The following is a 13,337-nucleotide window of genomic DNA, read 5'->3' as shown; positions in this document are numbered from 1 at the left end:
ATAAAACATCTCTTGTTTTTAAATTTTGATAAGTTTCGGATATTAATATATCAAAATACCAAATTTATCTGAATAATCATATTTGTCTGAATAATCATGTTGACAATAAGTACAGTATTTGATTTAATAGATATATGAATAATTTATTGAATAAACCAATTAAAAATATTGAGTTTTTTAATTAAAAGTTAATTGCTTATGCAAGGATTTAATTTGCTTGATTTAATTATTGTACTTAAATACTAGTTGACATAGAATTAGTTTTAATAAGGGGGTGATTAAATGAATAAGCATAGTTTAGCTAGAAACTTAATAAGTCATATTTTTTTACCACTATTATTGATATTTGCAATTACATTTACTTCAAATGCAGCTAGTCTTGAGAGAAACAATGTATCAGATATAGATTCATCAGAAGACTTTGTAATCGTTCCAGCAGAACATGAAATTTGTAATGGATATGATTACCATTTGATGTATTCACGTGGCTGGGGGTTTGTGTATAGAGGAAAGTTTGGTCAAGATGCAGTATTTGCATTTGATGGCAGCTGTTGGCAATGTAAGAGGTGTACTGAAGTATTAATAACTGAATATGATCCTTTAGAAGTGAATTATGTAGGTTATTATGCTCTATGGCATGCAGGATATACTATACCTGCTGCTGGTACGTATCTTTATACAAATGATATTAAGTTTACATCAGGGTCAACTGTACCAAATTGTAGATTGAGGTATGAGGCATATGGGAGAGAGATGGAGTTACCTTAAAGTTTAATTGATGTTTATCTGGAGGTAAAATGACATGAAAATTTGTAAGCCGCACCTACTATTATTATTAATTATCGTTTCTATAGCTCTACTTTTAGTTTTCTATATATACAATAAAACACCCAATCCAAAAACAACTATAAAAAACTTTTTTGATATGAAATCTGCTCTTTATGAAAATTACGATAATATAGTGTCAGGCTTATTCTTACAAGAAGATGTGGATATATTCCTTGGAAATTTCAAACCTTTATTGTCTGAAAAAGTTTACGATGGTTTAATAGCTTCACGCTATTTAATTAATTCTAATTTAGTAAGTGGCAAATTTGATAAATCTAAGATAAATATAAAGAGATGGGAAAAAATATCTAAAGATAAAACAAATGTAAAATACTTGATTGAATATACGGAAAAGCTGTATTCAAATGAAACTATCATAGAAGAATATACCGATGTTTCTGAATTTAAGCTTGAATATATTGACGGAAAATGGATAATAACGAGTATTTATATTTACTAAAAGAAATAGAGGCAAATGGTAAAAAATGATATGCTCCCATGTTAGACAGATTAAAAAATAAAAATCTGATACTAAGAGGGGAGCATTTTTGTTATTTATTTAAAATATATTATTATACCCAATATAAAACCAATAACAGTACCGATACTAGAAACCCTTCCTTTGTGAAGGGTTTTTGCTGTTGGAATTAGTTCGTCACAGACTATATATAGCATGATACCTCCAGCACTGGCTAAACAAATGGAGATTATAGTATGAGATATAGTACCTAAATATGCTCCGATATATGCTCCTATTCCAGTTGGTATTCCAACTAGAATACTAAATAAAATTATTTTCCAAGGTCTAACTTTATTCATGCTCAGGGGTAATGAAATGGATATCCCCTCAGGAATATTATGTAGTAACATTGCCATGGTAAGTACAAATCCAAAATCAGATAGACCAACTAATGTGGAACCTAATGCCATTCCTTCGGGAATACTATGTATGGCTACGCTTAGACCTAATATAATACCTGTTCTTGCATTGATAAAACAAGATAATCTTTCTAATAAGATTTCTAATAGGGTAATAATGAAAATGCCAACAGTAACACCAAATACTACATTAAAAACTCCTCCTATATAAAATGCTTCGGGAAATAAGTGAAAACTTACTATAAACATTATAAATCCACCAGTTAATCCCAATAAAAAGCTTAACATTTTATCTGTTTTTCTAATATATATTCCAATTATGCCACCTAGACTAATGCCTATGACCCCTACTAAAAGACCAATAAGTCCTATAATCCATTCATTCATTTTATCTCCTCCTATTTATAAATATGAAAAGGTTTCATCAATTATTAATTTTTAATTGATAATTGTTCTTTGTTAATTGTTAATTGTCAGGTAATAATATATAATGAAATAAAGCAATAGGAGATGAGAGGGAAATAATGGAAACAAAGATAATAAAGATTGATGAAAATAACGTAGATGAAGACTTAATCAGTGAAGCAGTAAATATAATTAAAAATAGTGGAACTGTTGCCTTTCCAACGGAAACAGTATATGGATTAGGTGCCAATGGATTGGATGAAAATGCAATAAAAAAGATATTTATGGCAAAGGGTAGACCACAGGATAATCCATTAATTCTTCATGTTCATTCAATGAAACAAGTTGAAGAATTAGTAGAGGAAGTTCCAGATATAGGAAAAATATGCATGGAAAAATTTTGGCCTGGACCATTAACTATTCTTTTACCAAAATCTAATAAAGTGCCAGATATAATTACAGCAGGACTTAATACTGTAGCCATTAGAATGCCAGAGCATAAAATAGCATTAGAATTAATTAGAAAATCAAATGTACCAATAGCTGCACCATCAGCTAACACATCAGGAAGACCTAGTCCTACATCAGCGATGCATGTAATAGAGGACTTAATGGGGAAAGTAGACTTAATAATAGATGGTGGTACTACAGGGATAGGATTGGAATCAACGGTACTAGATTTATCTGGAAACTTACCTATGATTCTTCGACCAGGAGGAGTCACTAAAGAGGAATTACAAAAAGTAATTCCTAATGTAAGTATAGATCTTGCTATAATAAAGGAAAATGAGAATATAGTTCCAAAGTCCCCAGGACAGAAATATAGACATTATGCACCGAAATCAGATATGATGGTTTTTAGTGGTGATATTGAAAATATTGTAGAGAATATTATTAAAAATACCAAGAAATATATTGATAATGATAAAAAAGTAGGAATTATTTGTACAGATGAAACAAAAGAATTCTATAAGGAAGGATTAATAATATCTATAGGCAGCAGGAATAATAAAGAAACTATTGCTCATAATCTATTCAATACCCTTAGGTTATTTGATAAAGAGGATATAGATATTATCTTGGCTGAAGGAGTTGAATTATCAGATTTAGGAATAGCCATAATGAATAGAATGATGAAGGCTGCTGGTGGAAAGGTTATTAATGTGTAGAAAGGGAGAATTAGATGAAGATTTTATTTATATGTACTGGCAATACTTGCAGGAGTCCTATGGCGGAAGGAATTTTAAAATTCATGATAGAAAAAAACAATTTAAATATAGAAGTAGAATCTGCTGGAATTTCTGTGTTTCATGGAGATAATGCCTCTAAAAATTCCATAGAGGCTATGAAAAAAATTGGAATAGATATATCTAGACATAGGGCGAAACAAATCCATGGGGAATTAGTCAATGATGCTCGTCTTATTTTAACTATGTCTAAATCCCATAAGGATTTTATTATATTAAATTTTCCTAGATCAAGGGATAAGGTATTTACATTGTTAGAATATGCCTATAAGCTAGATAAGGATGTAGTAGATCCATTTGGGGGCAGATTAACAGTATATGAGAATACTAGGGATGAGATTTATAGAGCAATAGAAAAGATAATTAACAGTGGACAATTAACAAAGAACAATTAAAGGATAATAGGAATATTGTTAACTGATTGAGGGAAAGGATGATATAAATGAAAATAGGTATAGGCAGTGACCATGGTGGTTTTGAATTAAAAGAGTATATAAAAGAATTTTTAGATAAAGAAGGAATTTCTTATATTGATTATGGAACTAATTCTTTGGAATCAGTAGATTATCCTGATTATGGAAGGAAAGTAGCTGAAGCCGTTGTAGCCAAAGAAGTAGATAGAGCTATAGTTATATGTGGTACAGGTATTGGTATTTCCATATCCTGTAATAAAGTAAAGGGAATTAGATGTGCTTTATGTGGGGATACTTATTCGGCTAGAATGAGTAGAGAACATAATAATGCTAATATTTTAGCTCTTGGCGGCAGAGTAATTGGAAGGGACTTAGCCATTGAAATAGTATCTGCTTGGTTGGAATCGGAATTTGCAGGTGGAAGGCATGAAAAAAGAATAGAAAAAATAAGTGAAATTGAAGGCTAATTTATGATATAATTTTCAAGGAAAATAATTAACACTTAGAAGGGAGTTTTATATATGGCAAAAGTAGTAGTATTTGATCATCCTCTTATTAAACATAAACTTACATTTATAAGAGATAAAAACACAGGCTCTAAGGAATTTAGAGAATTAGTTACAGAGGTTTCAATGTTAATGGGTTATGAAGTAACTAGGGATTTTCCTTTGGAGGAAATTGAAATAGAAACGCCTCTTACAAAAATGAAATCAGAAGTTATATCAGGTAAGAAGGTAGGACTTATTCCAATACTTAGGGCAGGATTAGGCATGGTTGATGGTATGTTAAATCTACTACCAGCGGCTCGTGTAGGGCATATTGGGCTTTATAGAGATCCAGAAACATTAAAACCTGTAGAATATTATTGTAAATTACCTCAAGATATTGAAGAGAGAGAATTAATAGTTTTAGATCCTATGCTTGCAACAGGTGGATCAGCTATAGCAGCCATAGATTTCTTGAAAAAAAGAGGTGCTAATTCCATTAGATTAGTTTGCCTAATAGCTGCACCTGAAGGAGTGAATGCTGTAACGGAGGCACATCCTGATGTGGATATCTATGTAGCATCCTTAGATGAAAAATTAAATGATCATGCCTATATAGTTCCAGGATTGGGAGATGCTGGAGATAGGCTATTCGGAACTAAGTAAAAGGAGAGGGATTTGTTATGAAAAACTTTCTACCACCATTTTTTCTAGCAGTGGTTATCTCATATTTGTTTACTCCTTTGGTAAGAAAACTTGCATTTAAGATAGGTGCTGTGGATATTCCAAAAGATGATAGAAGAGTGCATAAAGAACCTATGCCACTTATGGGTGGTTTAGCCATATTTTTAGCAGTAGTTGTAGTTACTTTAATATTTCTACCTTTAGAGAAAGAAATTCTTGCAATATTAATAGGTGGAATGGTTATTGTAATAGGGGGAATAATAGATGACCTTAAGGAGCTTAGGCCAAAAACTAAATTTATATTTCAAATTATAGCAGGTCTAATATTAATATATGGTGATGTTAAAGTTGATTTCATTACAAATCCCTTTACAAATGACAGTTCTCTAATATATTTAAATTGGCTATCTATACCTATAACTTTATTTTGGGTAGTTGGCATTACAAATACATTGAATTTCATAGATGGGTTAGACGGACTATCTGCAGGAGTTGCTATGATATCTAGTATCACTCTTATGATTGTAGCAGGTAAAGGATATACTAATAATTACATCAGTGTAATTATATTATCATCTGCTATAGCTGGTGGATGTTTAGGTTTTTTACCCTTTAACTTTAACCCGGCAAAGATTTTCATGGGAGATACTGGTGCTTTATTTTTAGGATTTATGCTAGCAGCCATAACTATAGAAGGTGTTATGAAATCTGTAGCAACTATAGCAATTGTTGCACCAATATTAATATTATCCGTACCTATTTTTGATACTACATTTGCAATATTTAGAAGACTATTAAATGGTCAATCTATATCAGCAGCAGATAAAGGGCATTTACATCATAGACTTTTAAACAGAGGATATTCTCAGAGAAAATCTGTATTAATACTCTATGGAATATCTGCTAGTTTTGGCTTATTTGCTATATTAGTATCCAAGGCCAATAGCAGACAAGCAGTATATCTATCTATATTATTACTTGCAGCATCTGTATTGGTTGCTATAAAATTAGGAATATTTGAGAAAAGATAATTAATAAAGAACAAAAAAACAATTAACAGAAAACAATTAACAAAGAATAATTAAGATATTAATTCATTGATTTTAATGTTTTTAATTTGACTATTAATTGTTAATTGGGTATTAGTTGGACATTGTTAATTGGTGAAAGGATGACGAACTTGAAAGTAATGACTGTCTTTGGTACAAGACCGGAGGGAATAAAAATGGCTCCAATAGTAAAGGAGCTGGAAAAGAGAGAAGGAATTGAAAGCATCATATGCATTACTGCTCAGCATAGACAAATGTTAGATCAGGTATTAAGTTTATTTGATATAAAGCCAGATTATGACTTAAATATTTTTAAACCAGGACAAACTTTAACTGATATTACAACAAGAGCTTTAAAGGGTTTGGAAGAAGTTATTATAAAAGAAAAACCAGATGTATTGTTGGTTCAAGGTGATACTACTACGGTTTTTGCAGGGGCTTTAGCTGCATTCTACCAAAAAGTAAAGATTGGTCATGTAGAGGCAGGACTTCGTAGTGGAAATCTATACTCTCCATATCCAGAGGAAGCTAATAGGAAGTTAACTGGAATAGTTACAGATTTTCATTTTGCTCCTACAGAGAGAAACAGGCAAAACTTACTTAAAGAAGACTATCCTGATGAAAAGATATTTATTACAGGAAATACTGTAATAGACGCTTTAAAATATGCTATTAAAGAAGATTACATATTTGATATAGATTTATTAAATAAATTAGATTATAAAGATAAAAGGGTAATATTGCTTACATGCCATAGGAGAGAGAATATCGGAGAACCTATGGAAAATATATTTACTGCAGTTAAGGATATTGTAGAAAAATATACAGATGTGGAATTGATTTTTCCAATGCATTTAAATCCAAAGGTACGGGAGATAGCTAATAGGATTTTAAGTAACAATCATAGGATACATTTAATTGAACCACTAGATTATGAGCCTATGGCAAATATAATGTCAAAGGTACATTTGGTTGTTACAGACTCTGGTGGAATTCAAGAGGAAGCACCTACTTTGGGAAAACCTGTACTTGTAGTTCGAGAAGAAACAGAAAGACCGGAGGGTATAGAAGCAGGTACTGCAAAATTATTAGGCACTAATTATGAAATTATATTTAATGAACTTAATCTTCTATTATCCAATAAGGATGAATATAATAAAATGGCCAATGCTGTAAATCCATATGGGGATGGGAGAGCAAGTGAGAGAATAGTAGATATATTAATTAATTCACAATTAACAGAGGACAAATAACAAGACTTAAACAATGAAACCCCTAAATTTCCAATTTATACCTACGGAGCATTTTGCAGTTATGAAATATTTTAGCTTTTAATCCTTTAATATTTTAATGTTTCAATTGTTAATTGTTCTTTGAAAATTGTCAATTGTATAGAGGGGTTGATTGTATTGGTAGATAAATTAGCTGAACTTAGGGATAGTTTTGAAATGCTTGAAGATGTTTTAAACTACGCATATGAGGGGTATGTATTAGTTGACCCCCAAGGGAAAATAGTTAAGATGAACTATGAGAAACTTTTAGGAATAAAAGAAGAAGATGCAATTGGTAAACCAGTTGAAGAAATCATAGAAAATACACGTATGCATATTGTAGTTAAAACAGGAGCAAAAGAACTGAGAGATGTACAGAGGATACAAGGTCATGATATGATAACCAACCGTATTCCTATTATTAAGCAAGGAAAGGTAATTGGAGCTGTTGGCACAGTGCTTTTTAAAGATGTTAGTGAAGTAAAGGAGTTGGCTCACCAACTCCTTGATTTGCAGTCAAAGATAAATAAATATAGGGGTGAGATTGAAAGAATAGAAGGTAGCAAATATTCTTTTGATAGTATAATTACTAGAAATTCAAAGATGAACTATTTAAAAAAAGTTGGTAGTATGGCAGCAGAAACAAATTCAACTGTACTTATTACAGGAGAATCTGGTACAGGAAAAGAGCTATTTGCCCATGCAATTCATAGAGCTAGTTATAGGAAGGGAGAAGCCTTTATAGCCATTAATTGTGCTGCAATCCCAAAGGAATTATTGGAGTCAGAATTATTTGGGTACGATAGTGGAGCATTTACAGGGGCTAGGAAACAAGGCAAAGTTGGCAAGTTTGAACTTGCCCGTGGTGGAACTATTTTTTTAGATGAAATTGGAGATATGCCCTTAGAAATGCAGGCAAAAATTCTTAGGGTTTTGGAATCTAAAGAATTTGAAAGAGTTGGAAGTAATAAAAAGATGTCCTTTGATGCTAGAGTCATAGCTGCCACCAATGAAAATATAGAAGAAGCAATAAAAAAAGGGAAATTTAGAGAAGATCTATATTATAGATTAAATGTAATAACAATAGAAATTCCTCCACTTCGTGAAAGAATGGAAGATATAGAACTTTTAAGTGAAGAGATACTATCTTATTTACTAAAGGAAATGAAATTAGGAGAAAAATTCTTAGCTAAAGAAACTATAAAGATTCTAAAATCTTATAGTTGGCCAGGAAATGTAAGGGAGTTAAGAAATATATTGGAAAGGGCAATTAATCTTTCACCAGGTAAAATTATTTTACCCGAGCATTTACCTGAAAGACTTATAGATAAAATAAGTTATTCTACGGAAGATTTAAAAGATATTCCTTTATTAAAGGATGTAGTAATAGAATCTGAAATAGAAGCTATAAATAAGGCTCTTATATTTACTAAGGGAAACAAATCTTTGGCTGCTGAAAAACTGGGAATACATAGAACAGCCTTATATAAGAAAATTGACAAATATAATATAGGAAAATAAAACTGTAGCCAAAACTATACATATTTGCTTCAGGTGTATATTTTTTGATACATAAATTTTATATAATAACAAGATAATTGTATCCAATAATCTACACTATTTAAAAAATGCTGTATTAAGAAATTTTAAAATTAAATTTATTTTATAGATATTGGTTAAATACCATATTATAGTGGGTAATACTCATTTATAAAACATGGCATGAAAATTGCTTTATATAATACTATGAATGAAATAAAGTCTATAGAGGTAAATTAGTTTTTTAAAATAAATAAAATACAGGAGGTAAAAAGATGAGAGAAGTTGTTATTGCTTCAGCTGTTAGAACACCTATTGGAGCATTTGGTGGTAAATTTAAAGATGTTTCTGCGGTGCAATTAGGTACAATAGTAGCCAAGGAAGCACTAAAAAGAGCCAAGGTAGATCCAAATATGGTAGATGAGGTTATATTTGGTAATGTATTGCAAGCAGGATTGGGACAAAACGTAGCTAGACAGGTGTCAATATATGCAGGCATTCCAGTAGAAGTACCTTCTTTTACAGTTAATAAGGTTTGTGGCTCAGGACTTAAAACTGTTGCATTAGCAGCTCAAGCTATTTTAGCTGGAGAAGCAGATATAGTATTAGCTGGAGGTACAGAAAATATGAGTCAAGCACCATATTTGCTAAAATCTGCTAGATGGGGTCAAAGAATGGGTAATGGTCAAATAGAGGATTATATGGTGCAAGATGGACTATGGGATATATTCAATAATTATCATATGGGAATTACTGCAGAAAATATTGCAGAGAAATATGGTTTTACTCGTGAAGAACAAGATAAGTTAGCATTAGATAGTCAAAATAGAGCAGAAGCTGCTATAAAAAATGAAAGATTTAAAGAAGAAATCGTAGCTGTAGAAATTCCTCAAAGAAAAGGAGATCCAATAATTGCTGATACAGATGAATATCCTAAATTTGGTACTACTGCAGAAGTATTAGCAAAACTTAGACCGGCATTTAAAAAGGATGGAACAGTAACAGCTGGAAACGCTTCTGGAATCAATGATGGAGCTGCTGCATTAGTTGTAATGAGTAAAGAAAAAGCAGATGAGTTAGGAATCACTCCTTTAGCTACTATAGCATCCTATGCTTCAGCAGGTGTAGATCCGTCTATTATGGGAACTGGTCCTATTCCAGCTACAAGAAAAGCTTTAGCTAAGGTTAATATGACTATAGAAGAACTAGATTTAATAGAAGCAAATGAAGCTTTTGCAGCTCAAGCTTTATCCGTTATTAAGGAACTTAATCTTGATATAGAAAAGACAAACGTAAATGGTGGTGCCATAGCATTAGGACACCCAATAGGAGCTTCAGGAGCTAGGATATTAGTTTCACTATTACATGAGATGGCAAAAAGGGATGCTAAAAATGGTTTAGCCACTTTATGTATAGGTGGAGGTCAGGGAATAGCTATGATAGTTAAACGCTAAGGCGTTTAACTATTATATTAATAATTTAACATAAGCAGGGAACCAAAATTGTAAATTTCAATTTTGTGTTCATTCCTCAGTTTGTTTATCTAGAGAATAATTAACAATTAAAAGGTTATCTTGAGTCCATATAAAAATTTTTATAGTTAATTGTTAATTATATATTGAATAAAGGGGGTTCTTTTATGAACAAAATTGTGTCTATTGATGAAGCCGTAGATCATATCAAAGATGGTATGACTATTATGATTGGTGGATTCTTAGGATGTGGGTCACCACACAGATTGATTGATGCTCTTGTGAAGAAGGGTGTTAAAGATTTAACATTAATTTGCAACGATTCTGGTTTTCCAGAAATAGGTTCAGGCAAATTAGTAGTAAATAAACAAATTAAAAAGCTTATAGCTTCTCATGTTGGTACAAACAAAGAAACTGGAAATCAAATGAATTCTGGTGAGATGGAAGTAGTGTTAGTACCTCAAGGAACTCTTGCTGAGCAAGTAAGGGCAGGAGGAGCAGGACTTGGTGGATTTTTAACACCAACTGGAGTAGGCACAATAGTTGAAGAAGGTAAAGAAAAAATAGTAATTGATGGAAAAACTTATCTTCTTGAGTTACCTCTTAGGGCAGATGTAGCTTTAATAGCTGGAGAAACTGTAGATAAATTTGGTAATATTGTATATTATGGTGCTACAAGAAACTTTAATACACTTATGGCTACTGCTGCTGATATTGTAATAGTTGAAGCTGAAAATATTGTAGAAGTTGGAGAAATTGATCCTAATGATGTTGTTACTTCAGGAATATTTGTGGATTATATCGTTAACGGAGGTGACAAGTAATGGATAAGAAGGAGTTTATTGCTAGACGTGTAGCTAAAGAATTAAAAGACGGAGATGTAGTTAACCTTGGTATTGGATTACCAACTATGGTAGCTAACTATGTACCTGAAGATATAAATGTATTTTTCCAATCAGAAAATGGATTTATAGGTTTAGGACCTGCTCCAGAAGAAGGCAAAGAGGATCCTTATATAGTAAATGCAGGGGCACAATGTGTAACTATTCTACCTGGAGGAGTATTCTTTGATTCTTCTACGTCCTTTGGAATTATTCGTGGTGGGCATGTTGATATGACAGTTCTTGGAGCACTTCAAGTAGATGAAAAGGGTAACCTTGCTAACTGGATGATACCAGGGAAAATGGTGCCAGGTATGGGTGGTGCTATGGATTTAGTAACAGGAGCTAAGAAGGTAATAGTTGCTATGGAGCATACTGTAAAAGGAAATCATAAGATATTAAAGGAATGTAACCTTCCATTAACAGCTGCGGGAGAAGTAAATCTTATTATTACTGAAATGGGAGTCATAGAAGTAAAGGAAGAAGGATTAGTACTAATAGAAATTAATCCAGAATTTACTGTAGAGGAAGTTCAAGCTGCTACAGAAGCTAAGTTGATAATTGCAGAAAATTTAATAAAAATGAAAATATAATATAAAAATAGCCTCAAATATTTGAGGCTATTTTTATATTATGTAAATGAAAATTTGCAATATTATACTAAAGCACTTGCATAATTTGTCAAAGTTTTATATAATTTTAATAGTATTGTAAAAGTATTTCTTGTAAAACAAATGTCAATGTTATAATTATAACATACTAAGGAAACAAATATGTTTCAACGGAGTGATAATGTGGGAAATAAGAATTATAAAGATACCTTACAGGGCCTAGCATTAATAAGTCAAATTGGTTTTTCTGTTATAACACCTATTTTAATTGGTGTATACTTGGGTCAATTTATTGATAAAAAGTTAGGCATGAATGGTATCTTTTCAATTATTTTTATCATTTTAGGTGTTGGTGCAGGGTTTTTAAATATATTTAAATTGGCGAGAATAAAAGGAAATAAGAGGAAGTGAACAGATGAATAATGATTTAGTATTTAAAGTGGCCAAGAGAGTAATGATATTATCTCTGTTGCTTATTGGAATTTCTGTTTTTGTATTTAGGGAACCTAAGCCAATTATACTTGGGTATGTATTTGGAGCGATAATCAGTATATTAAGTTTTAAATTGCTTCATAATACTATAAATAAGGCTGTAGAAATGTCACCAGATAAGGCGAGTGCTTATTCAACCTTACAATATATGTTAAGATATTTAATATATTTCATTGTACTTGCAGTTGCTGCTTTGGCAGATTATTTAAGTTTTCCAGCAACTGTTTTAGGACTTCTTATGGTTAAGTTTGTAATATTATTATCAGGCATATTTGATGAAGACTTTAAAAGATAATTAATTAACAATTAATTATATATTGCATTTAGGAAATCATGAAAGAGTAATATATTATAATGAATGATGAAAGGAGGGAGATGTTTGGAATTATTGCTAAAAATCTTTGGAAGGGAAATTATTATACCCGACACTATTGTTAATATGTGGATAGTTACAATATTATTAATTATATTTGCTTTTATAGTTAATAATAAAATCAAAAAAGCTCGTACTGATGAAGTACCGTCAAATTTCCTAAATGTTGTAGAGCTAATTGTGGAATCTATAGAAAATTTAGTTAAGTCCACTATGGGAACACAAAATATTAAATTTGTACCCTACATTTTAACATTAGCATTATTCTTAGCAGTGGCCAATTTATTTGGGCTACTAGGTTTTACACCGCCAACATCAGATTATTCTGTTACATTTTCTTTAGCTTTAATTACTTTTGTTTTAACACAGTATTGGAGTTTTAGAAATAATGGGGGTTTTTTAGGATACCTAAAGGGGTTTACAGAGCCTATGGCTTTTTTAACTCCATTAAATGTAATAGGTGAGTTAGCAAATCCTGTATCATTATCATTCCGTCTTTTTGGAAATATAATGAGTGGTGGTATTATTATGGGCTTGCTTTATCAAGCATTAGGGTACTTTGCACCAATTATTGCAGTACCTTTACATGCTTATTTTGATGTATTTTCAGGGTTGTTGCAAACATTTATTTTCATTATGCTATCTATGATATTCATAGGTGGTAGGGCAGAAGCAGAATAAATTATCTTTTTAAAATTTGGAGGGAGG

16 protein-coding genes are annotated in these 13,337 nt (G+C 31.4%); 15 read left to right on the top strand and 1 reads right to left on the bottom strand.

The annotated features are described in order from the left end of the window. The first annotated feature begins 282 nt into the window (after positions 1 to 282). Both BUB33_RS09130 and BUB33_RS09125 read left to right on the top strand, forming a co-directional pair. Complete coding sequence (locus tag BUB33_RS09130) at positions 283 to 768, top strand: hypothetical protein (RefSeq protein WP_072975720.1); 486 nt, start codon at positions 283 to 285, stop codon at positions 766 to 768. Positions 769 to 802: 34 nt separating this feature from the next. Continuing rightward, complete coding sequence (locus BUB33_RS09125; protein ID WP_072975719.1) at positions 803 to 1,288, top strand: hypothetical protein; 486 nt, start codon at positions 803 to 805, stop codon at positions 1,286 to 1,288. 95 nt (positions 1,289 to 1,383) lie between these two features. Here the strand turns inward: BUB33_RS09125 and BUB33_RS09120 are convergent, their stop codons facing one another. After that, positions 1,384 to 2,094, bottom strand: coding sequence for a ZIP family metal transporter (locus BUB33_RS09120; RefSeq protein ID WP_072975718.1), 711 nt, complete (start codon positions 2,092 to 2,094; stop codon positions 1,384 to 1,386). Positions 2,095 to 2,231: 137 nt separating this feature from the next. Here BUB33_RS09120 and BUB33_RS09115 point away from each other — a divergent pair, with 137 nt between their 5' ends. From BUB33_RS09115 to atpB, 13 genes are all read left to right on the top strand, one after another. Continuing rightward, positions 2,232 to 3,281, top strand: coding sequence for an L-threonylcarbamoyladenylate synthase (locus BUB33_RS09115; protein WP_072975717.1), 1,050 nt, complete (start codon positions 2,232 to 2,234; stop codon positions 3,279 to 3,281). A gap of 14 nt (positions 3,282 to 3,295) precedes the next feature. After that, positions 3,296 to 3,754, top strand: a complete 459-nt coding sequence (locus tag BUB33_RS09110) for a low molecular weight protein arginine phosphatase (protein WP_072975716.1) — start codon at positions 3,296 to 3,298, stop codon at positions 3,752 to 3,754. Positions 3,755 to 3,801: 47 nt separating this feature from the next. After that, positions 3,802 to 4,239 carry a ribose 5-phosphate isomerase B gene (gene rpiB, locus BUB33_RS09105; protein WP_072975715.1) on the top strand — a complete coding sequence of 146 codons (438 nt, stop codon included), beginning with the start codon at positions 3,802 to 3,804 and terminating at the stop codon, positions 4,237 to 4,239. Between the two features lie 54 nt (positions 4,240 to 4,293). Continuing rightward, positions 4,294 to 4,923 carry a uracil phosphoribosyltransferase gene (gene upp / locus BUB33_RS09100; RefSeq protein ID WP_072975714.1) on the top strand — a complete coding sequence of 210 codons (630 nt, stop codon included), beginning with the start codon at positions 4,294 to 4,296 and terminating at the stop codon, positions 4,921 to 4,923. A 17-nt stretch (positions 4,924 to 4,940) separates the two neighbouring features. Next, entirely contained in the window at positions 4,941 to 5,972 is a 1,032-nt protein-coding gene (locus BUB33_RS09095) for a glycosyltransferase family 4 protein (RefSeq protein WP_072975712.1), read from the top strand. Between the two features lie 149 nt (positions 5,973 to 6,121). After that, positions 6,122 to 7,243, top strand: a complete 1,122-nt coding sequence (wecB, locus tag BUB33_RS09090) for a non-hydrolyzing UDP-N-acetylglucosamine 2-epimerase (RefSeq protein ID WP_072975710.1) — start codon at positions 6,122 to 6,124, stop codon at positions 7,241 to 7,243. 156 nt (positions 7,244 to 7,399) lie between these two features. Beyond that, entirely contained in the window at positions 7,400 to 8,782 is a 1,383-nt protein-coding gene (locus BUB33_RS09085) for a sigma-54 interaction domain-containing protein (protein ID WP_234950027.1), read from the top strand. A 293-nt stretch (positions 8,783 to 9,075) separates the two neighbouring features. Continuing rightward, positions 9,076 to 10,254 (top strand): acetyl-CoA C-acetyltransferase, encoded by a 1,179-nt coding sequence (locus tag BUB33_RS09080; RefSeq protein WP_072975706.1) that lies wholly within the window; start codon positions 9,076 to 9,078, stop codon positions 10,252 to 10,254. 185 nt (positions 10,255 to 10,439) lie between these two features. Next, the gene (locus tag BUB33_RS09075) at positions 10,440 to 11,096 is read left to right on the top strand and encodes a CoA transferase subunit A (protein WP_072975703.1); all 657 of its coding nucleotides are present in this window, start codon (positions 10,440 to 10,442) and stop codon (positions 11,094 to 11,096) included. After that, positions 11,096 to 11,746 (top strand): CoA transferase subunit B, encoded by a 651-nt coding sequence (locus BUB33_RS09070; protein ID WP_072975701.1) that lies wholly within the window; start codon positions 11,096 to 11,098, stop codon positions 11,744 to 11,746. Before BUB33_RS09075 ends, BUB33_RS09070 begins: the two co-directional genes overlap by 1 nt. Before the next feature lie 201 nt (positions 11,747 to 11,947). Further along, positions 11,948 to 12,175, top strand: coding sequence for an AtpZ/AtpI family protein (locus BUB33_RS09065; protein ID WP_115322116.1), 228 nt, complete (start codon positions 11,948 to 11,950; stop codon positions 12,173 to 12,175). 4 nt (positions 12,176 to 12,179) lie between these two features. Continuing rightward, positions 12,180 to 12,551 (top strand): ATP synthase subunit I, encoded by a 372-nt coding sequence (locus BUB33_RS09060; protein WP_072975696.1) that lies wholly within the window; start codon positions 12,180 to 12,182, stop codon positions 12,549 to 12,551. An 84-nt stretch (positions 12,552 to 12,635) separates the two neighbouring features. Further along, on the top strand, positions 12,636 to 13,310 hold the full coding sequence (atpB, locus tag BUB33_RS09055) for a F0F1 ATP synthase subunit A (RefSeq protein ID WP_234950026.1): 675 nt from the start codon (positions 12,636 to 12,638) through the stop codon (positions 13,308 to 13,310). The last annotated feature ends 27 nt before the right edge of the window (positions 13,311 to 13,337 follow it).

The organism is Tissierella praeacuta DSM 18095, assembly GCF_900128955.1.
In the GTDB taxonomy this organism is placed as follows: Bacteria; Bacillota; Clostridia; order Tissierellales; family Tissierellaceae; genus Tissierella; species Tissierella praeacuta.
The sequence above is the reverse complement of the archived record's forward strand: the minus strand, read 5'-3'. Positions and strand labels throughout refer to the sequence as shown.

Coding starts and splice junctions, on each gene's coding strand:
- BUB33_RS09130 (WP_072975720.1), top strand. CDS start 283: ATGAATAAGCATAGTTTAGCTAGAAACTTAATAAGTCATATTTTTTTA.
- BUB33_RS09125 (WP_072975719.1), top strand. CDS start 803: ATGAAAATTTGTAAGCCGCACCTACTATTATTATTAATTATCGTTTCT.
- BUB33_RS09120 (WP_072975718.1), bottom strand. CDS start 2,094: ATGAATGAATGGATTATAGGACTTATTGGTCTTTTAGTAGGGGTCATA.
- BUB33_RS09115 (WP_072975717.1), top strand. CDS start 2,232: ATGGAAACAAAGATAATAAAGATTGATGAAAATAACGTAGATGAAGAC.
- BUB33_RS09110 (WP_072975716.1), top strand. CDS start 3,296: ATGAAGATTTTATTTATATGTACTGGCAATACTTGCAGGAGTCCTATG.
- rpiB (WP_072975715.1), top strand. CDS start 3,802: ATGAAAATAGGTATAGGCAGTGACCATGGTGGTTTTGAATTAAAAGAG.
- upp (WP_072975714.1), top strand. CDS start 4,294: ATGGCAAAAGTAGTAGTATTTGATCATCCTCTTATTAAACATAAACTT.
- BUB33_RS09095 (WP_072975712.1), top strand. CDS start 4,941: ATGAAAAACTTTCTACCACCATTTTTTCTAGCAGTGGTTATCTCATAT.
- BUB33_RS09080 (WP_072975706.1), top strand. CDS start 9,076: ATGAGAGAAGTTGTTATTGCTTCAGCTGTTAGAACACCTATTGGAGCA.
- BUB33_RS09075 (WP_072975703.1), top strand. CDS start 10,440: ATGAACAAAATTGTGTCTATTGATGAAGCCGTAGATCATATCAAAGAT.
- BUB33_RS09070 (WP_072975701.1), top strand. CDS start 11,096: ATGGATAAGAAGGAGTTTATTGCTAGACGTGTAGCTAAAGAATTAAAA.
- BUB33_RS09060 (WP_072975696.1), top strand. CDS start 12,180: ATGAATAATGATTTAGTATTTAAAGTGGCCAAGAGAGTAATGATATTA.